Source organism: Psychrobacter sp. ANT206 (assembly GCF_056880555.1).
This window is the reverse complement of the sequence record NZ_CP096271.1, coordinates 68,698-88,805: the sequence shown is the minus strand read 5'-3', so window position 1 is coordinate 88,805 and position 20,108 is coordinate 68,698. Positions and strand designations below refer to the sequence as shown.

Sequence of the window (20,108 nt, the reverse complement as noted above, 5' to 3'; positions counted from 1 at the left end):
AGATAACCTTAAAAGTTTAAGTATCAAGGGGCAATAGAATAGTCAATAAAATAGCCTGTACGTCATTCAGGACAACCCTGCATTACTAGAGTTGACCTAGTGTACGACAAGCTCAATGAGTCATAACTGTCATTTAAAACCATTTAGAATAATCTAAACCGTATTTAAATATAACGCCAATTATAACAAAAAACTGCTGGGCTAACAGCAGTTTTTTGTTATGGTTTTAAGAATCTCTGATTATTGGTAAGTAAGTTGACTAAATTCTTAGTACCCATCAAAAGTAAACATGAAATGTAGATAGCAGCCTTATAATCTAAGACTTATTTATTTTTTTGGATATCTTCTTCACTAGCCGTACCGCCTAGCTCATCGTCTGCTAAAGGCACAGTCGTAGCTTCTGCTAAACTATCAGGAGAGTTATCAGCACGAGGATTGATATCTTCTACAAGTTGATTAATCTCTTGTTCTTGCTCATCCATATCTTTTACTGGATTGCTCATAGTAACTCCTATTTACATTTGACTCATATATTCATACTTAAGAAGCTATTTATCTTCCTTCGTTTCCAAATTATCAGCAATACGCTCTGCGGCAGCTTCAGTGTCTTCTGTATGATTATCTTCCGTCTGGCTTTTAAGCGCTGCTTTGGCAGAATCAGAACGTTGTTGCTCAAATTTGGTATCGTTTGGATTAGGCTGTGTCATCGTGTTATATCCTTATAGATAATGAATAAAAGTTACTCTAAGTTAAAACGATTGCAGCTTATGTTAAAGCTTTGTCAATCGCTGCGACGAAATTATTAATATCATCTGGGTTGCGTGAGGTAATCAGATTACCGTCTATCTGCACGCTTTCGTCTACGAATTTTGCCCCAGCATTTTCTAAATCAAATTGCAAAGTATGATAAGCCGTTAACGTTTTACCCTTAGCTATACCAGTATTGATTAATATCCAAGGCGCATGGCAGATAACAGCAAGCGGTTTACCAGCCTCATTTATAGCAGTAATAATCCTATGTGCATTTTCGTTACCACGCATGGTATCAGCATTAACCGTACCACCTGGCAAAACTAAAGCATCATACTCAGCAGGTTTTGCGTCTTTTGCAAAAATATCAGCAGTAAAAGTATCGCCTTTGTTGACGTCTTGCTGCATACCTTGAACTTCTTTTTCTTTATTGGTCGTTATTAGAAGTGTGATGTAACCTTTAGCTTTTAGTTTGTTGTTAACCTCTTCATATTCTGCTTGTTCAAAGTTGTTATGAAGTAAAAAAGCAATCGTTTTCATAATACTTCCTATTTATTTATAAATTATATTTATGATTGAATAACTTTCTTATAATTGTATAAATTAATTTATATGAATTAATGTCTTGTTATTTTTATTTAGTTTTACTGCTCAGATTTATCATTATTATTATTTTATTCAACGAAATTTATAGTAAATCCGTTTTGTATTATTATCAGCCTTTCATATTTTATATTGTACTTTCTTATTATTTTTTTTCATCCATGTCATGCTTTCCCTAGCTGACTTAATAAAGATACTAAAAAAGCAGGTTTCACTATAGGTGAAACCTGCAATAAAATGTGACGATATGTGATTTGTGTGAACTCTTAGTAAGTTTTGCAGCTCTTAAGTTATAAATCTAGCCAGATTTACATGTTGAAATTATAACTGAATCAGCTTTTTAGGTTGCAATCGACCATTTAAGCTCACTGCCCCTAAACCAATAAACGCACCCTGTTCATCGATAAGACGAATATCTATCGGTATTTCATGTACCAATTGCTGCTCGTTATCATCGTTAGTATCTTCAATATTTTGACTATCAGCAGCGCTGTTATTGTTAGCAGCTAAATGCTGATCGATAGCTGTTGTGATATAACTTTGCACATCATCAGTCAACTGATCGATAACATTCAAGCGTTGACCCATTTGTACGCGCTCACACTGCTCTGACGATAGTGACAGCTCGGCACTAATATCAATGCAGGCATCTACTGGCAATAGATATGTCTGACGTTGTTCTAATGGCAATGCTTCTAAATCTGCAAGCGCAATTGCCTCATCGATTTTAAAATCACCCACTTGTAGACGACGTAGTGCCGTCAAATGGCCAAGTGTAGCCATAGTTTTGGCAATATCTTCTGCCAATACGCGCACATAAGTGCCTTTTGAACAAGTTACTGTTAACTGAATTTGCTGCTTATCGATTGCTTTTAACTCAATGGCTTTAAGGACAATGTCTCTTGGCGGGCGGTCTACTTCTATACCAGCACGAGCATATTCATAGAGTTTTTTGCCATCTTTTTTTAAGGCAGAATACATCGGTGGAATTTGCTGCTGGGCACCTAAAAACTGCTGGGCAACTTTGTCTAATATCCTATCATTAAACGCTGGAATCGGTGCCTCAGCAGTGACTTGCCCATCGGCATCACCGGTATCAGTTTGACTACCAAGTAGAATGGTTGCTTGATAAGATTTATCCGCATCAAGCTGATAGTGACTGAACTTGGTCGCTTCACCCAAACAGATAGGCAATAATCCTGTTGCCATTGGATCAAGTGTGCCAGTATGACCTGCTTTCTTGCTATCATGGTTAGGCGATTTAAATAAATATTTTACTTTTGAAACCACTTGCTGAGAAGTCATGCCTTGAGGCTTATCGACTAAAATAACACCAGAAACTTTAATCTTGTTAGGGTGATTACTAGACCTTTTATCCGCTTGCGTAGAGGCTTTTGTAGAAACAATCGACATAATGACTTTTACCCTTCTACTCTTCGTTTTCTTGCTCGTCAGACTCATTTTCTTCAGTTTTAATAACCGCTTTACTGATTAAATCCATCATGTAATTACCACGGGCAGTCACTTCATCATAATGAAAGCGCAAACGCGGTGTTGTGCGAGTCTTCAAACTATGACTCAGCTCAGTACGCAAGAAGCCTGCCGCTTTGTTTAGCACCTTGATGCTTTCTTCATGATTTGACATGGTCATGGCATCATTGAGCTCAGGCTCCATAATGGTCACATACACATCAGCATAGCCCAAATCTGGGCTGACTTTAACACTAGAGATAGTGACAAAACCTGTCAAACGAGGATCATTGACCGCGTCGCGGATAAGGACAGCAAGCTCACGCTGAATCTGATCAGCTAAACGTTGTAAACGTTGGTTCATGTTATTACCTTGTTTTTATTGATTAATCTAATCATTTATTAATAAGTTTAACGACTAATATTTGTTAAAAAAGGCCTAGCAGGATGTACCTGTTAGGCCTAAGTACAGCTAAATATTTATAAGATAGCTAATCCATCATGCCATGCGCAGTTAATAAAGCGGATTGCATGATGCACCATCCTAATTTTACCAGTGACTTTAGATAGTACGTGCGAACTCTTGAATCTCAAAAACTTCGATTTTATCACCAGCTTCTACATCGTAACCGCGAACGGCTAGACCACATTCCATGCCCGTACGTACTTCATTAACGTCTTCTTTGTAGCGACGTAATGACTGTAATTGACCAGTAAAGATAACTTGGTCATTACGTAATACACGGATAGGTTTGTTGCGATAAATCGTACCTTCAACCACCATACAACCAGCAGCTGCACCAAACTTACTAGATCGGAATACTTCACGAACGTCTGCAACACCCAAGATTTTCTCGCGATGTTCTGGAGCAAGCATACCGCTCATTGCCGCTTTCACATCATCAATCAAGCCATAAATAACGCTGTAATAGCGAATATCCATGTTGGCAGAATCTGCTTTACGACGTGCGGTAGCATCTGCACGAACGTTGAAGCCTAGCAATACCGCTTCACTAGATTCTGCTAGCGTCACATCTGACTCAGAGATAGGACCAACGCCTGAGCTGATCACACGAACTTTAACTTCATCCGTCGATAACTCATTCAATGCGGCAAGTAGTGCTTCAAGCGAACCACGAACATCGGTTTTTAGAACGATATTTAGGTATGAAACATTACCCTGTTCCATCTGATCAAACATGCTCTCTAGACGCATCGCGTTTTGACGCTCAAGCTGACGCTCGCGCTCACGGTTGGTTCTAAAGTCCGCGACTTCACGGGCTTTTTTCTCGTCCGTTAAGACTAAGAATTCACTACCAGCTGCTGGCGTTTCAGGTAAGCCTAATATCTCTACAGGGATAGAAGGTCCAGCTGATTGAATACGTTTGCCATGTTCATCAGTCATCGCACGAACTTTACCGTAATATTCACCAGCTAAGACTAAATCGCCTTGTTTTAATGTACCTTTTTTGACAAGGACACTAACGACAGGACCACGACCTTTTTCAAGTCTTGACTCAATAACCACACCTTGAGCAGGACCATCTAATGGTGCTTCTAATTCCATTAGCTCAGCTTGTAAGCTAATAAGCTCTAGCAGCTCATCAATACCATCACCTGTCTTGGCTGAGATACGAGCCATAGGAGTATCGCCACCCCAATCTTCCGATACCACTTCTTTTGCAGTCAATTCGTTAAGAACGCGATCAGGATCAGCACTTGGCTTATCCATTTTGTTGATAGCAACAATCAGCGGCGTACCAGCAGCACGAGCATGATCAATCGCTTCTTCAGTTTGTGGCATCATGCCATCATCAGCAGCAACGACCAATACAACGATATCTGTCGCTTGAGCACCGCGTGAGCGCATTGCACTAAAGGCGGCGTGTCCTGGAGTATCAAGGAAAGTAATAACACCACGTGCTGTTTTCACATGATAAGCACCGATATGCTGAGTAATACCGCCTGCTTCGCCCGTAGCCACTTTCGTTTCACGGATTTTATCTAGTAATGACGTCTTACCATGATCAACGTGACCCATGATAGTGACTACTGGTGGACGCGTTTGTACGTTACTGCTGCGCTCATCAACAGCATCTTGTAGATCGTCTTCAACTTTAGTATCACTGACTGGTACTGGATTGTGACCCATCTCTTCTACGATTAGACTAGCGGTTGCTTGATCAATCATGTCTGATTCGCGAGCAATTTCACCCATTTTCATGAGCAACTTAGTCACTTCACGAGCTTTCACTGCCATGCGCTGGGCAAGATCAGAAACCGTGATTTGCTCACTGATTTCTACATCATAAACAATTTTTTCGATAGGCTTTTCAAATTTATGCTGTGAAGACTGGCTTGAACGTAGACCGTTTTTGCGGTTCTTAATTTCACGCTCGTCTTGATTTTTACGACGACCACGGCCACGGGCACTAGTAGTACTGGTGCCACGCTTAATTTCACGACGTTCTTTCTCAAACGATTCTTCTAATGCGTCACCGACCAAACCTTCTGCCAATGGCTCATCTTTACGAACTTCAGTTGCGGGCTGATCAGTATATTGACCGGCCATTTTACGCATTTGCTCAAGCGTACGCTTTTGCGCTTCTTCAGCTTGGGTACGGCGTGTTTCAGTTTCGATCTCGCGTAAACGAGCTTCTTCCTTTTCACGCACTTCACGAGCTTTACGCTCAACTGCCGTCTCAACTTTTGGTTTCGTCGCTGTAACTTTCTTCTTAGGTTGTTCTTTTGGCTTAACTTCAATAGTAGTCTTGCCGCCTTTCTTCACAACCACTGACGTTGAAATATCGTCATTCTTGTCGTCTGACTTTTTGCTAGAGCCAAGGCTTGCACGCATCGCAGCTAAAGTAGCAGCTTGACGCTCCTCAGATTTTTTCTTAGTAGCAGCACGGTCTTCGGCATCTTTAGCAGCACGCGCTTGCGACTCAATCATCGCTTGCTCACGTGCAGCCAATTCTTCAGCCATCTTTTCTGGATCAGGCTTCTCGAACACTTTCTTTTTACGCACTTCAACATTGACGCTCTTAGATTTGCCCGAAGAGCCAGTCACACGCGCAGTACTAGTCGTTTTAGACTTCAGACTAATGCGACGCTTTTCTTCCTGACCATGACTTTGCTTTAAATACGTCACCAACTTTTCCTGCTCAAGCTCGGTGACTAAGTCACCTTCTGCACGCGCAGGCAGTCCAGCATCTACCAATTGCTGTTGTACAGCACTTGCGGTTTTGCTTACCATATCTGCCAGTTCTTTGACGGTCTTATCTGCCATTTATTATCACCTACTGTCTATTATTTGCTATATGTTCAATTCAGTTGTTGGCTACAAATGATTGGGGTAAGGCTGATATAAATTTTGCTCATACCAGCACTTTATTATCGATAGCATATCACCAAAAGACAGCGATATGCAGTTACCGCTTATTCATTGAACCAAGATTCCCGAGCTTTCATGATGAGTTTTCCTGCGGTTTCAGTATCTAAGTCTTCGATATCTTCTAAGTCGAAAACGGCTTGTTCTGCTAAGTCATCAACCGTAATGATGTCCTTTTGAGCCATTTTATAAGCCCAGCTGACCGTCATTCCTTCAAGATCTTGTAGTTCCTGACTTGGCTCTTTCATGTTCTGTTGTTTGACCAATTCGTCTGCGATAACGACTTCTTTCGCACGCTCTTGGATCATATCAATCGCTTCATCATCTAATCCTTCAATATCGTAGAAGGTTTCGACAGGTACATAAGCCACTTCTTCAATACTGGTAAAACCAATATCGACAAGCGCTTGTGCTAAGTCTTTATCCACTTCTAGGCGTTCATAGAATAGTTCGATGAATGCTTTAGATTCGTTTGCTTGACGCTGCTGATACTCTTCTTCTAGCATCATATTTAGCTTATAGCCGGTCAGCTCAGAAGCTAAGCGTACGTTTTGACCTTGTGAGCCAATCGCACGTGCTAGCTGATCATTGGTACTAAAGATAATATCAGCCGTTTGCGTATCTTCATCTAAGATGATACTGCTTACGTCTGCAGGCTCTAAAGCGCTGATGATAAATTGGGCAGGATCATCTGACCAAACCACTACATCAATACGCTCGCCATCAAGCTCTTGCTGTACTGCTTGGATACGTGTACCACGCATACCAATACAAGCACCAACCGGATCGATACGATGATCGTTGGTCTTAACCGCTATTTTAGCACGAGTACCCGGTAAGCGCGCGACGTTACGGATTTCGATAATTTGTTCTGCAATCTCAGGCACTTCTTTTTGCATCAATGCCGAGAGCATTTCAGGATGAGTACGTGATAGAAGCAACTGAGCGCCGCGATTTTCACGGTTCACATGATATAAGATGGCATTGATACGCGATTTTGCGCGCAATTGCTCACGTGGCAGCATCTGATCACGTGACAGATAACCCTCAGCATTGTCACCTAAGTCAATGATGTAACCATCACGGGTTTGTTTTTTGACTTCGCCATACATCATCTCGCCAACACGTGGCTCAAAAGCATCTGCTACTAAATTACGCTCAGCTTCACGAATCTTTTGGATGATAACTTGTTTGGCTTGAGTGGCAGCAATACGACCAAACTCGATTGACTCAATTTGCTCTTCTTTAATATCACCGATTGACCATTCTTCCTGATCAAGGTCAGTAATCGCAAGCTGACAAGCAGGCATTTCATGGTCTTCATCTGCAACCACTGTCCAATAACGATAAGTATCATAATCGCCTGTTGTACGGTCAATTGAGACTCGCACTTCTACTTCCGGCTGATCGGTATATACTTTTTTCTTAGTCGAGACGACCAAAGCATCTTCGATTGCTTCAAAGATATCTTCAGGATTTAAGCCCTTCTCGTTACTGACAGTTTCTACTACCGTTAAGATTTCACGACTCATACTATGCCTGTCCTATCATTTTTTAATTGACTTAAATTTTATAATTTTTGACTTACTCTATATTTTCACCATCAGTCATCTAAGCTATTAGACTAACTGCGTTTATACACTAAAAGGTCTAATAGCGAATAGATTAAGCATCTTCATAAATTAAATTGGCTTTATCAATATTGCTTAATGCAATCTCAAACTGCTCACCATCAGTGGCAGTCAGCTTTAAAGAGGTGGCATCAATACTATTTAAAGTACCAGTTGCTTTACGGCGTTTTTTATCACCTTCACCAATCGCTTGTATCAAACGCAAGCTCACTGTCTGACCGACATAAGCATGCATTTGCTCATCTGAAAAGAAAGCACGGTCAAAACCAGGTGAAGAGACTTCTAAAATAAACTCACCGGAAATCGGGTCATGAACTTCAAGAATACCGCTCACTTGGTGATTCACTGCTGCACAGTTTTCAATCGTTACTTGTTTATTTTGAGCTTGCTCTTCTGGCAATGCCTCAATATAAATGCGTAACAAAGAGCGATTGCCCTGTGGTGCAAACTCTATACCCCATAGTGCCACATCGCAAGCCGCAACGGCAGGGGCAATGATATTAGTCAATTCTGTAACTTTGGTCGAAAGCTTCATAATCTATTTATATTTTCCTATTCACTTATCTATCTTACTTAATAAATCCTGCTGAAGTTTTTCTTCATCATTATTTAATAAGAACCTATCGTTATTTAAACCACAGTGATTGTCTTATGCTTAAAGCATAAACACAAATGATATCTACCGGGTATTTATATCAGGGTAAGCTTAACAAATATCAAGCTCAGCCGCGCTATGCTTTTATTACTTATAAAGCAGTACTATCGATAAAAGAGTGAGGAATAAAAGATAGTGTGCTTAAGTATCATCGCGCCATGAATGACATGTGATGACAAGCTTCTATAAATGGTATCGCACTCTATAGACATAGAGCTTAGCATAAGTAGGATAGATATCGCGATTACACAGACCGCCAGATACAAAAAAACCCACAAGCATAATGGTGGGCTAATTGTTACTGACAAATTTAGTGTGCAAAACATCAGTATAAAAAGTGGTAGCGGGGGCTGGATTTGAACCAACGACCTTCGGGTTATGAGCCCGACGAGCTACCAGACTGCTCCACCCCGCATCAATCTAGAACGCGTATTATAGGGAGGTTTTATAGTAGTGTCAATCTTTATTTAAAAATAATTTAAATTAAAAATCTTAGCTATTTATGAACGACTCACTTAATACGATACAACTTTAAAACTTGGTGCGATTGGGGGGACTTGAACCCCCACAGCTTGCGCCACCACCCCCTCAAGATGGCGTGTCTACCAATTCCACCACAATCGCATTACTCTAACTGTTCTCTCTATATTCTCAATACCCATTATAGTTGACGCGTAAGGTAAGCATCAAAGGTCTAAGACTTGTAAAAACAGAAAAAGCATTGTAAATGTAACGCTTTCAAATAGCAAGGGCTGCCTACTTAAAAAAGCAGAGTAACAGCAGCTACTGAGGATTTTGTGTCAAAGGCCGCGGTATTTGTGGTGCTGAAACCGGTGCATCTAGACGAAACTGATCTTCTGCCTGCTTACGAGCATGGACCGCAAGGGTCATACTCGTGATAAAAAAGATGGCGGTCAATACGGCTGTCGCGCGTGTTAAGAAGTTGGCAGTGCCCGCTGCACCAAATACTGTACCTGATGAGCCGGCACCAAAAGAAGCCCCTGCATCTGCCCCTTTACCATGCTGTATCAAAATCAAGCCAATCATGGCAATCGCCACGATAATATGCAGGGCTAATATAAACGTAAACATGGTGGCCTCTTTTGCCGCGTAATGACGACTGATAACGAAAAACAAATCGTATGGTGTAATAGTGATAAAGATTGGCGGTAAATGTTGCCATATCGATGATATAAATAGGGCGTATTGTACACGATTGCAAGGGCACTGTTAAACCCACTTTTGCCAACTGATAAAGACATTTTGTGAATAACAATTACAATAAAGACTCACGTTTTTATTATATCTATCAAGAATCTACTAGATACTGGCTTGGCTAAAAGCGGTGGCAATCGTCAGAAAGCTGTCAGCTTTCAATGAAGCACCGCCAACTAAAGCGCCATCAATCATAGGATCAGCAGCAAAGCTATTAGCATTATCAGCATTGACACTACCGCCATACAAAACCGTCATATTAGACAATGAGTCGGCAAATCCTGCCAATGTTTGCTTGATATGCTTATGAGTGGCGCTGACTTCTGCTACCGTTGGCACTTTACCTGTACCTATTGCCCATACTGGCTCATAAGCAATAATGAGACGAGTCGGTAATGCCTTAATAAGTTCTGGCTGCTGTGTAATGAATTCTTTGATAACTGCTAACTGATTATCGATGACTTCAAGCGTTTGCTTGGTATCATATTGTGCTTGGCTTTCACCAATGCAAAATACCACGCCTAAATCTTGTGACAACGCATGAATCATTTTTTGCAATAGAGTATCGTTAGATTCTTGATGATACTGACGGCGCTCTGAGTGACCAAGAATTGTCCAAGTCGCTCCAGCATCGACTATCTGCTGCGCTGAACAGTCACCTGTATAAGCACCAACACTGGCACTGTGTCCACTAACGTCTTGAGCTGCGCACAGTATTGAGGTGTCTTTTAGGCGACCATTCACTGCTGCTAAATGTATGAAGCTTGGTGCTACCATTATTTGACAACGCGCGGAGTTATCGTGGCTCATTTGCTTGGTTGTAATAATAGCAGCGCATAAGTCGTCCAGTAGTGCGTTTACGTCATGGCTCGTTGCTGGATTCTGCTTCCAATTTCCAATTACCCAAGCTTGCATTCTTCTCTACCTTGTCTTATATATGGCTGCCAATATGGCTAATATGCGCGCAAGTATAACAAATATTTCACAAGTGCTATAGTATAGTGCGCCCCAAATCAAAACTGACCTTTCAACCGTTGCTTTAGTAACTATTGCTGAATAATTATTTTTTATTAGCGAATCGAGCCCTACACTCTATAAAACCTTTGCGCTCACGTAAATCCCTATATGATTTTCTCAATATAGGATAAAGTGCAGACAATCGATTTTTTTATCTCAAAGCCATATTTAAAATAACTATTTTAATAATTAGCTCAACTATCAACGATAAAATGGCAATAAGTAAAACATGGTGAATAGCCTGCTATTTAGGTAAATATATCGCCTACCAGATATCGAGCAAGGAGAAGTCTTAATGTCTATCACAACCAGTAAATACGGTGGCTTAGCACAGCAGCTGATTAGCGAAGGTATCGTAAGCGAAGCGCATATGAAAGCGGCGCAGACTGATTCGCAGCAGCAGCAAGTAGGACTGGTCTCTTATCTGGTAGAGCATAAGCTTGCCAATGCCTATCAATTGGCTCAAATGCTATCGCAAGCATTCGGCGATCCTTTATTTGATCTTGATGCGCTCAGCTCAGAGGTCATCCCAAAAGACTTGGTCGACGAAAAAATCGTCCGTAAGTTTAATGCTTTACCAATGTTTAAGCGTGGGCAACGCTTATTTGTGGCACTGAGTGATCCGACCCGTATCGATGCGATTGATGCTATTGCCTTTAACTCTCGCTTGTCAATTGAAACCGTTGTAGTCGAAGAAGATAAGCTTAAAAGGCGTATTGAAAGCTTCTATGCTGATAGCATGCAGAATTTTGATAGCTTTTCTAATAGTGATTTGCATATTGGCTTTGATGAGAATCAAGAAGAAGATGACGGTGAGACCAAAATCTCTGATAGCGTCGAGGAAGCACCGGTCGTCAAGTTTGTTAATAAAATGCTAGTAGATGCCATTCGTATGGGTGCGTCCGACTTACATTTTGAGCCCTATGAAAAAAGCTATCGAGTGCGCTTTCGAGTTGATGGGGTCATGCAAAAAATGGCCAACCCGCCCGTACAACTTGCGGGGAAAATTGCTGCGCGTTTAAAAGTGATGTCACAAATGGATATCTCAGAGCGCCGGGTGCCACAAGATGGTCGTATTAAGCTTAAGATATCTAAAGATAAGGCCATCGACTTTCGGGTAAGCTGCCTACCTACCTTGTTTGGTGAAAAGCTGGTTTTGCGTATTCTAGATCCCTCATCAGCCATGCTTGGTATTGAAGCGTTGGGCTATGAGCCTGACCAACAAGATATGTTCTTGGAGGCGTTACATAAACCGCAAGGCATGCTCCTAATTACCGGTCCCACTGGTTCTGGTAAAACCGTCTCACTCTATACTGGTATTAATATCCTGAATACGGGTTCGACCAATATCTCGACTGCTGAAGATCCTGTCGAAATTAACCTTGAAGGTATTAATCAGGTCAACGTCAATCCAAAAGTGGGACTGACTTTCTCCACCGCTCTGAAGTCTTTTTTACGCCAAGATCCTGATATTGTGATGGTTGGTGAGATTCGTGATCTTGAAACTGCTGAGATTGCGATTAAAGCAGCACAAACAGGCCATATGGTACTTTCAACCTTACATACCAATTCAGCGCCCGAAACATTGACACGACTACGCAACATGGGTGTCGCTTCTTTTAATATTGCCACTTCCGTGAACTTGGTCATTGCTCAGCGATTAGCACGGCGCTTATGCAAAAACTGTAAAAAATCCATTAGTATCCCACGTCAAAGTCTGCTTGAGCTTGGTTTTACAGATGCAGATTTGGACAATACAGACAATGTCATCTACGAGCCAGTCGGTTGTAATGAATGCCGTGAAGGCTATAAAGGACGTGTCGGTATTTATGAGGTGATGAAAGTCACTCCAGATATTTCACGTATTATCATGGAAGATGGTAACGCGATAGACATCAAAGATGCGGCGCTAAAAAACGGTTTTAGAGACTTACGTCGCTCTGGTGTTTTAAAGGTTTTACAAGGCGTCACCAGTATTCAAGAAATGATGCGCGTGACTTCTGAATAGCATATTTGGTTGAAAAGTTTGGTACAGATATTCCTCTGAGTAAATTTCATTATGTCCGTAAAGCTTGTTGTTTAATTACTATTAAACAATAATAGCCAGTAGGAAAAATAAAACAGATAAACACTGGTTTTTTGCGCTAAAATAAAGTATATCCGCTTAAAACAATGGGTTAACTATGTTTTATAGCAGGCATTATCTATATTGGACTATATTAGACCATTTTTTGAAGGAACGGACATGGCAAAAGCTAAGACCGACATGCTGTTAGACTTTGTCTATGATGGCATCAACCGTCGCGGGCAAAAGGTAAAAGGTGAGACGACCAGTCATAGCTTAGAGCTTGCCAAAGCCACGTTACGCAAACAAGGTATTACGGTTAAAGGTATCAAGAAAAAGCCAAAACCCTTATACACCTTTAAAAAGTCTATCAAGCCTATCGATATTGCTATTTTTGCACGTCAATTGGCAACCATGATGAAAGCTGGGGTGCCATTGACTCAATCCTTTGAGATTGTTGCGGACTCTCTAGATAATCCGAGTATGAAAGACTTGGTGTTACAAATTAAAGCCGATATCGAAGCTGGTGGTACTTTTGCATCGGCATTACGTCGCCATCCCCGCTATTTTGACGATCTTTTTTGCTCGCTTGTTGATTCTGGCGAGCAGTCAGGTGCGTTAGAAACTATGCTGGAGCGAGTTGCGACTTATAAAGAGAAAAGCGAGCTGTTAAAAGCTAAAATTAAAAAAGCCATGAAGTATCCTATCGCAGTCGTTGTAGTTGCTATTATTGTCACCATCATTCTGCTTGTTAAAGTCGTTCCAGTGTTTTCTGGATTGTTCGAGTCTTTTGGGGCAGAATTACCTGCTTTTACCCAGATGGTCGTAGGTATGTCTGAGTGGATGCAAGCATGGTGGTTCCTTTTGCTTATTATTATTGGTGGTACTATCATTAGTTTTTCAGAAACAAAAAAGCGCTCAAAGAAATTTCGCGATTTCTTAGACCGTGCAGTATTAAAAGCACCAATATTTGGCAATATCGCTTACCAAGCGGTGATTGCGCGTTTTGCTCGCACGCTGTCTACCACTTTCGCTGCTGGTGTACCACTCATTGATGCGCTCGATTCAACTGCCGGCGCGGCAAATAACGTGGTATTTTATAACGCTATTCAACAAATCAAAAATGATGTTTCTACGGGGCAGCAGTTACAGTTTTCGATACGCTCAACAAATTTATTCCCAAGTCTTGCTATTCAAATGGTTGGTATCGGTGAAGAGTCTGGTAGTTTAGAAGATATGCTAGACAAAGTGGCAGTCTATTATGAAAATGAAGTCGATAACGCTGTTGATGGTTTGACCAGTTTGATGGAGCCACTTATTATGGCGGTGCTAGGAGTATTAATCGGAGGCTTAGTCATTGCTATGTATTTGCCAATCTTCCAGATGGGTGCAGTAGTAGGCTAAAAGCTAATTAAAGGGTAGTTCGTTCATGCAATTTATACAGTTATTACAAGAAAATATGACAATCGCTTTAGTCGTATTTGGTCTACTAGGGCTGTGCGTCGGTAGTTTTTTAAATGTGGTAATTCATCGCACTCCATTGATGATGGTATTGGCTTGGCGACAAGAGTGTAGCCAGTTTATATATGAGCAAGCAGATATACCGCGTGAGCATACGAGGCCGTTGGTCAATATTGTTAGTAATGATACGCCTATTACCTTAAGCCGCCCTGCTTCACGCTGCCCGCACTGTACCCATAAAATTAAGTGGTATGAAAACATCCCTTTAATTAGCTGGATAGTACTACGCGGACGTTGCTCAGCTTGCAAAGCGGCTATCGGGCTTCGATATCCTATCGTTGAGCTGGTCACTGCTCTGCTATCTGCACTAGTCATTTATCATTTTGGCGTTGGCATGGTAGGGCTGTCGGCATTAGTTTTAGTCTGGACACTGATCGCCTTAACTGGTATCGATTTTGATACTCAGTTATTGCCTGACCGCTTGACTTTTCCATTAGCAGGGCTAGGACTGGCGGTCAATTCACAAGGTTGGTTTGTGCCCCCTACTCAGTCGATATGGGGCTTGTTATTGGGATTTTTATCGTTATGGATAGTGGTCAAGATATTTTATTTAATCACCAAAAAGCATGGTATGGGACAAGGCGACTTTAAATTATTGGCAGTACTGGGTGCGTGGCTTGGACCTATGATGTTACCCTTGATTATTCTATTATCATCATTGCTCGGCTCTATCGTTGGGATTATCTTGATGAAAAAACAAGGCGAGAGCAAGCCTTTTGCCTTTGGTCCTTATATTGCCATTGCTGGTATTGTGGCATTGTTATACGGCTCAGATATCGTTAATTGGTATTTAGGTATGTATACTTAAGCAGTAGCCATTTCCCAATAGTTATGTTTAACCTTTCATTGATTACAGTCATTATCCTTCTATCAGTCAGATAAGTCATCATTATGTCAAAATACGCAGCAGCACCTTCACCTTATTCTCATCAGCCGCAAACGCCTGAGCATAAAAGTAAAACATTGGTAGTGGGTTTAACGGGTGGTATCGGCAGTGGCAAATCAGCCGCCAGTGACTGGTTCGCACAGCAGGGAATCGATATTATTGATGCAGATGTTATTGCACATGAAGTGGTGGTCAAAGGCAGCTCAACGTTGCGCAAGATCCAGAGGAAATTTGGTGATTGGGTGCTAAACGCCAATGGTGATATGGACCGCGCCGCTGTACGGACCCATGTGTTTACTTATCCTGATGCTCTAATTGAACTTGAAGCGATTACCCATCCAGCGATACGTGAAGCTGCAAAAAAGCAATTGGCAGAGAGTACCTCGCCGTATGTGGTGTTGTCAGCGCCGTTATTGATTGAAGCGGCAGAAGCTGGGCTTGCCAATTTATGTCAACGTATTTTGGTGATGGATGCCACAGAAAATACCCAACTTGCACGAGCCAGTCAACGTGATGCGCTAAGTGTGCAAAAAATTGAAGCCATTATGGTCAATCAGCTTAGCCGTGAAGAGCGCAATCGTCATGCGGATGATGTGGTATTAAATGAGAGTGATCTTGCGGCCCTATATGTACAATTAGAGCCGCTCCATCAAGACTATCTTAAGCTTGCCCAGCAGCTAAAGTTCGCTGCCGATTAATTTCATACAAAGCCATACCAGTCGCCACACTGACATTTAAACTTTGCAAATTGCCATGCTCGTTGCCTGACATCGGAATATAAACCAGCTCATCGCAGCTCTCTGTTGTCAGGCGGCGCATCCCCTCGCCCTCTGAACCCATAATAATGGCCGTTTTGCCAGTCAGGTCTGCGGTATGGATTGGCTTGGCATCAGCATTTAGAGCAGTACCAAACACAAAAACGCCGGCATTTTTAATTTTTGTCAGCGTGCGTGCCAGATTGGTCACGCTAACAATAGGCATCATTTCAGCTGCACCGACAGATACTTTGGCAACCGTTGGCGTCAAGCTAGCTGCATGATGTTTCGGACAAATGACTGCATCGACACCCATGGCTACTGCTGTACGCAAACAAGCGCCAAAATTATGGGCGTCCGTAATTTGGTCTAGTACCAGTAACAAACAATCATCTCGACCAGCAAGCGTATCTAGCAAACCTTCATCAGCGAAGCCTAATGGACGGGCGTTCAGCACTACGCCTTGATGTTGCGGGCTACCACACAGCTGAGTAAGTTTGTCTTTTTGCGTTGGTTGAATACTGATGCCATTATCACGTGCTTGCGCCATAATAGACTGTACATGACTGTCAGTCTCGCGCCCTTGCTGTACAAATAAGCTCAGTCCATCAAGAGGACGGTATTCGAGCAAGGCATCAATGGCATGAATGCCATAAAAATAGGTAGGTTTTGCCATAGTAGGCCTATTGATTATAAAGTGGGTATTGCACAGTGTTATAAAAAACATGCAATAAAAATAGAGATGTGTAATTGTAGCAATTAATGACCAGCTTCATCTAAATAATGTCAGCAAAAAAAAGAAATAAACCTGATAAGATTTATTTCTTTGGAAGCATTGGCTTTTGGCTTCATCAATTATCTAACGACACTTTAAGGCGTATTAGCCTTCTAAGTGACAGATATACTGAACGATCTGTTCTGTGCGTAAATTGAAACCACTATTACCTTCAACCACGAATGACTGTCCTGCGCGGTAGTAGCTGAACTCCTCTTCCCCATTTATTTTGACTTCGCACTCACCGCTAGTGATTTCAATACGTTCAGATGTATTGGTACTAAAGTGATAATGCTCGACCAAATTATCACAAGGTAAGATAACACCTAATGTCTTATGACGACCGTCCTCGAACATAATGGTATGGCTTGAGCAACGACCATCATAGGATATCGTGGCTTGAGCATTGACTGTTACATTAGTAAATTGCGCCGCTGTCATAGTGGCTTCCTTATCAAATAATTATTGCCAACTAAAAAACCAAATTGAATGTGTAGATAAGCGAATGCTTAGATAAGCGTTGTTATATCTACCTTTTACCATCGACTCTAAATCATTTTTACTTTGCTGTGCGCTGATTATAGAATTGATTTATCTTATAGGTTTAAAAATAACCATTTATTACTGATACTTACTGACACACAGGTTTGTATCATGTTCTACAAGCTAACTGCTCTGTCGTAGAATGCACGAAAATCTGGTGGTAAGAGTTTATCATTATGTGAGATTATGCTACCACATTATCTCTATAAAGTTTGTTACAGCGGCAGGAAAGTTCCGCTTATTATGATGGATTTAAGTGATGTTATTGATTACCTTTAATATTTGTATTTAAGATTATTTGCCACCATACTATTTGCCAATTGCATTTATCTATGTTGCAGTATGAACTGAACCGATTCATTCCTTTATTTAACCTATTGTAGAGATAACCTCCTTGTACGACATTACATCGTATTTGAGGTTTGTTGTCTGTCATGAGAGGCGTTGATGCTAGTATCATTAACTTTAAATCAGTTTGCGTTAATTGCTCAGCATGAGCTGAGTGTGGCTGAAGGCTTCAATGTCATCACTGGTGAAACAGGCGCTGGCAAATCGCTATTACTCGATGCGCTGTCTTTATGTGTCGGCGAGCGCGCAGACAGTGCGATGGTCAGACATGGCGCGGCGCACGCGGATATCTACGCGCAATTTGATGTAGAAAACAATAGTGTCATTGCTGAATGGTTTGCCAAAAATGAGCGGGCGTTAGAAGAGCCAGATGTATTGATTCGCCGACAACTCAGTAATACAGGGCGCTCAAAAGCATGGTTAAATGGCACACCTGTCAGTTTGGCTGAGCTTAAGAGTTTGGGTGCATTGCTGGTCAATATTCATAGTCAACATGCTCAGCAGGCGCTACTCAAGCCACAATTTGTAGTGCAATGGCTAGATGAAATGGCACAGATAACTTCTCTTGCTACGCAGACCTCAAGTAGTTATCAAGCTTATCAGCAACTTAAACGCCGCGCTGACGATCTCGCTAGCCGTGAAGCTCAGCGCCAAGATCGTATTCAACTGTTGCAAAGCCAGTTAGCAGATATCGCACCGTTATTGGTCGTTGATTATGCTGAAGTAGAAGCAGAACACGAAGAATTATCTAATATTGAAGCACTAATGATTGAGGCCAGTCATGGCTTGCATTTACTCGATAATGATACCGATGAGCCCGATGTAATGACCTTGCTCGGGCAAGCAATTAAACTATGCGACAATCAAATGAGTGTGAGTCAAACCTTTGAGCAAGCCTCAGAACAGCTATATTTGGCGCAGCAGCAAATCACTGAAGTGACAGGATTGCTATCAGATTACGCTGAGCAGCAATTGCCTGACCCTGAGCGTTTGCAGGCATTAGACAGTTTAATCAGTTTAGGTCATCGCCTATCACGTAAGCATAACTTGCCAGCGAGCGACTTGATTCATGAAGCAAAAGGCTGGGAAGCGCAATTAGAACAATTAGAAAACGAGCCAAGCAGTGATGCAATGGCAGCACAAATTGAGCAAGCATGGCAAGAATATATAGCACTAGCAACTGAGTTAAATAAAAAACGAGCAAAAGCTGCGCCGATTGTCAGCAAACAGCTGATTAAGCAACTACAGCCGCTTGCCCTACCTAATGCACGTTGTGAATTCGTTTTTACCAAAAAGACCGATGTCAGCCAATATAATGGACAAGGCTGTTATGATATAGACTTATTATTCAGCGCCAACGTCGGTATGCCAATGCAGCCACTACACAAAATCGCTTCAGGCGGTGAGCTATCACGTATGGCGCTAGTGATGCAGGTCTTGCAAGCCACCAATGCAGATAATAATGCGGCAAAACCTATGCTGGTCTTTGACGAAGTTGATGTCGGTATCAGTGGCGGTACGGCACAAGTGGTGGGTGAGCTGTTGCGCGCCCTTGGGCAAACGCAGCAATTACTCGCCATTACCCACCAAGCCCAAGTCGCCGCGCAAGCGCATCAGCATATCTTGGTACAAAAACACCATGACGAGCAAACTGAAAGTGAGCTTGTCATCTTAACCGAGAGCGCGCAAGTAGATGAACTGGCACGTATGTCTGGTGGTGTTATTATCACCGATGTCACTCGTGACCATGCGCGCAGTTTATTGAGCGATGTTAAATGATCATTGATTGACTACCATAAACACCTTCTGACGGCTAAATCCTTGCTTTAGTTGATTTTTTAGTCATTATCGCCATATAGTGGTGTCAGCTCTGTTATTTTACCTTTATTAGTAGGTTGCGTTTGTCTCTATGTCCAAAGCCAATTTGACCCATCATTTTTTAATCGCGGCGCCTGAACTGTCAGACCCACGGTTTGAGCAGGCGCTGATTTATATCTGTCGTCATGATAAACACGGTGCACTCGGTCTGATGGTCAATCGTCCATTAGAGCAGGCACGCGTGGGAAAACTGCTAGAAGATCTGGATATTGAGGTTACAGACGCACAGGTGATGGAAGATCTGGCATTAGAAGGTGGACCTATGTACCCTGAGGTTGGCTTTGTACTGCATACAGGGCAGCCAGAATGGGCATCGTCTTTTGCGATTTCAGAAAATGTCTGCATCACTACCAGCCAAGATATCCTCAAACGTATTGCAGCCGGTCAAGGCGTTGGTCATTATCAGCTCTGTTTAGGTCATGCCAGCTGGGGTAAAAAACAGCTCGATCGTGAGCTTGCTAACGGCGACTGGCTGGTATGCCCTGCTGATTTAAACTTATTGTTTGATACGCCATTTGAGGAACGTTGGCAAATGGCCGCCGATAAGATTGGGGTTAATTTTGATTATTTAAGTAGCGACATCGGTCATGCTTAATCTCATATGC

At 41.9% G+C, this 20,108-nt stretch carries 18 protein-coding genes and 2 tRNA genes; 6 read left to right on the top strand and 14 right to left on the bottom strand.

Annotation, left to right across the window (positions count from 1 at the left end; translation table 11 throughout):
• Positions 1-323: 323 nt before the first annotated feature.
• The 12 genes from M0221_RS00385 to tpiA form a co-directional block, all read right to left on the bottom strand.
• Entirely contained in the window at positions 324-503 is a 180-nt protein-coding gene (locus tag M0221_RS00385) for a hypothetical protein (RefSeq protein ID WP_483284019.1), read from the bottom strand.
• A 45-nt stretch (positions 504-548) separates the two neighbouring features.
• Complete coding sequence (locus tag M0221_RS00380) at positions 549-707, bottom strand: hypothetical protein (RefSeq protein ID WP_188004066.1); 159 nt, start codon at positions 705-707, stop codon at positions 549-551.
• Positions 708-765: 58 nt separating this feature from the next.
• Positions 766-1,290: a type 1 glutamine amidotransferase domain-containing protein gene (locus M0221_RS00375; protein WP_333954732.1), complete on the bottom strand. Its 525-nt coding sequence runs from the start codon at positions 1,288-1,290 to the stop codon at positions 766-768.
• A gap of 384 nt (positions 1,291-1,674) precedes the next feature.
• Positions 1,675-2,766, bottom strand: coding sequence for a tRNA pseudouridine(55) synthase TruB (gene truB / locus M0221_RS00370; protein ID WP_483284018.1), 1,092 nt, complete (start codon positions 2,764-2,766; stop codon positions 1,675-1,677).
• 16 nt (positions 2,767-2,782) lie between these two features.
• The gene (locus M0221_RS00365) at positions 2,783-3,187 is read right to left on the bottom strand and encodes a ribosome-binding factor A (protein WP_011279383.1); all 405 of its coding nucleotides are present in this window, start codon (positions 3,185-3,187) and stop codon (positions 2,783-2,785) included.
• A 198-nt stretch (positions 3,188-3,385) separates the two neighbouring features.
• Positions 3,386-6,112: a translation initiation factor IF-2 gene (gene infB, locus M0221_RS00360; protein WP_483284017.1), complete on the bottom strand. Its 2,727-nt coding sequence runs from the start codon at positions 6,110-6,112 to the stop codon at positions 3,386-3,388.
• Between the two features lie 149 nt (positions 6,113-6,261).
• A complete protein-coding gene (nusA, locus tag M0221_RS00355; protein WP_011512448.1) occupies positions 6,262-7,746 on the bottom strand; it encodes a transcription termination factor NusA in 1,485 nt (494 codons plus the stop codon).
• Between the two features lie 133 nt (positions 7,747-7,879).
• A complete protein-coding gene (gene rimP, locus M0221_RS00350) occupies positions 7,880-8,380 on the bottom strand; it encodes a ribosome maturation factor RimP (protein ID WP_011512447.1) in 501 nt (166 codons plus the stop codon).
• A 458-nt stretch (positions 8,381-8,838) separates the two neighbouring features.
• Positions 8,839-8,915: transfer RNA gene (locus M0221_RS00345), tRNA-Met, on the bottom strand.
• A gap of 124 nt (positions 8,916-9,039) precedes the next feature.
• Positions 9,040-9,124 (bottom strand) — tRNA-Leu (locus M0221_RS00340).
• Between the two features lie 159 nt (positions 9,125-9,283).
• A complete protein-coding gene (gene secG, locus M0221_RS00335; protein ID WP_483284016.1) occupies positions 9,284-9,592 on the bottom strand; it encodes a preprotein translocase subunit SecG in 309 nt (102 codons plus the stop codon).
• Positions 9,593-9,820: 228 nt separating this feature from the next.
• On the bottom strand, positions 9,821-10,630 hold the full coding sequence (tpiA, locus tag M0221_RS00330; RefSeq protein WP_483284015.1) for a triose-phosphate isomerase: 810 nt from the start codon (positions 10,628-10,630) through the stop codon (positions 9,821-9,823).
• 397 nt (positions 10,631-11,027) lie between these two features.
• Here tpiA and pilB point away from each other — a divergent pair, with 397 nt between their 5' ends.
• From pilB to coaE, 4 genes are all read left to right on the top strand, one after another.
• Positions 11,028-12,740: a type IV-A pilus assembly ATPase PilB gene (gene pilB, locus M0221_RS00325; protein ID WP_483284014.1), complete on the top strand. Its 1,713-nt coding sequence runs from the start codon at positions 11,028-11,030 to the stop codon at positions 12,738-12,740.
• Positions 12,741-12,977: 237 nt separating this feature from the next.
• Positions 12,978-14,201 (top strand): type II secretion system F family protein, encoded by a 1,224-nt coding sequence (locus M0221_RS00320; protein ID WP_483284013.1) that lies wholly within the window; start codon positions 12,978-12,980, stop codon positions 14,199-14,201.
• Between the two features lie 25 nt (positions 14,202-14,226).
• Positions 14,227-15,126 carry a prepilin peptidase gene (locus M0221_RS00315; RefSeq protein ID WP_483284012.1) on the top strand — a complete coding sequence of 300 codons (900 nt, stop codon included), beginning with the start codon at positions 14,227-14,229 and terminating at the stop codon, positions 15,124-15,126.
• An 83-nt stretch (positions 15,127-15,209) separates the two neighbouring features.
• Positions 15,210-15,902: a dephospho-CoA kinase gene (gene coaE, locus M0221_RS00310; protein WP_011512441.1), complete on the top strand. Its 693-nt coding sequence runs from the start codon at positions 15,210-15,212 to the stop codon at positions 15,900-15,902.
• Here the strand turns inward: coaE and rlmB are convergent.
• On the bottom strand, positions 15,865-16,635 hold the full coding sequence (gene rlmB / locus M0221_RS00305) for a 23S rRNA (guanosine(2251)-2'-O)-methyltransferase RlmB (RefSeq protein WP_483284011.1): 771 nt from the start codon (positions 16,633-16,635) through the stop codon (positions 15,865-15,867). The two genes, coaE and rlmB, sit on opposite strands and share 38 nt — an antisense overlap.
• 204 nt (positions 16,636-16,839) lie before the next feature.
• Entirely contained in the window at positions 16,840-17,175 is a 336-nt protein-coding gene (gene ppnP / locus M0221_RS00300) for a pyrimidine/purine nucleoside phosphorylase (protein ID WP_011512439.1), read from the bottom strand.
• A 549-nt stretch (positions 17,176-17,724) separates the two neighbouring features.
• Here ppnP and recN point away from each other — a divergent pair.
• Positions 17,725-19,404 (top strand): DNA repair protein RecN, encoded by a 1,680-nt coding sequence (gene recN, locus M0221_RS00295; RefSeq protein WP_483284010.1) that lies wholly within the window; start codon positions 17,725-17,727, stop codon positions 19,402-19,404.
• 130 nt (positions 19,405-19,534) lie between these two features.
• Positions 19,535-20,098, top strand: coding sequence for a YqgE/AlgH family protein (locus M0221_RS00290; protein WP_011512437.1), 564 nt, complete (start codon positions 19,535-19,537; stop codon positions 20,096-20,098).
• Positions 20,099-20,108 lie beyond the last annotated feature (10 nt).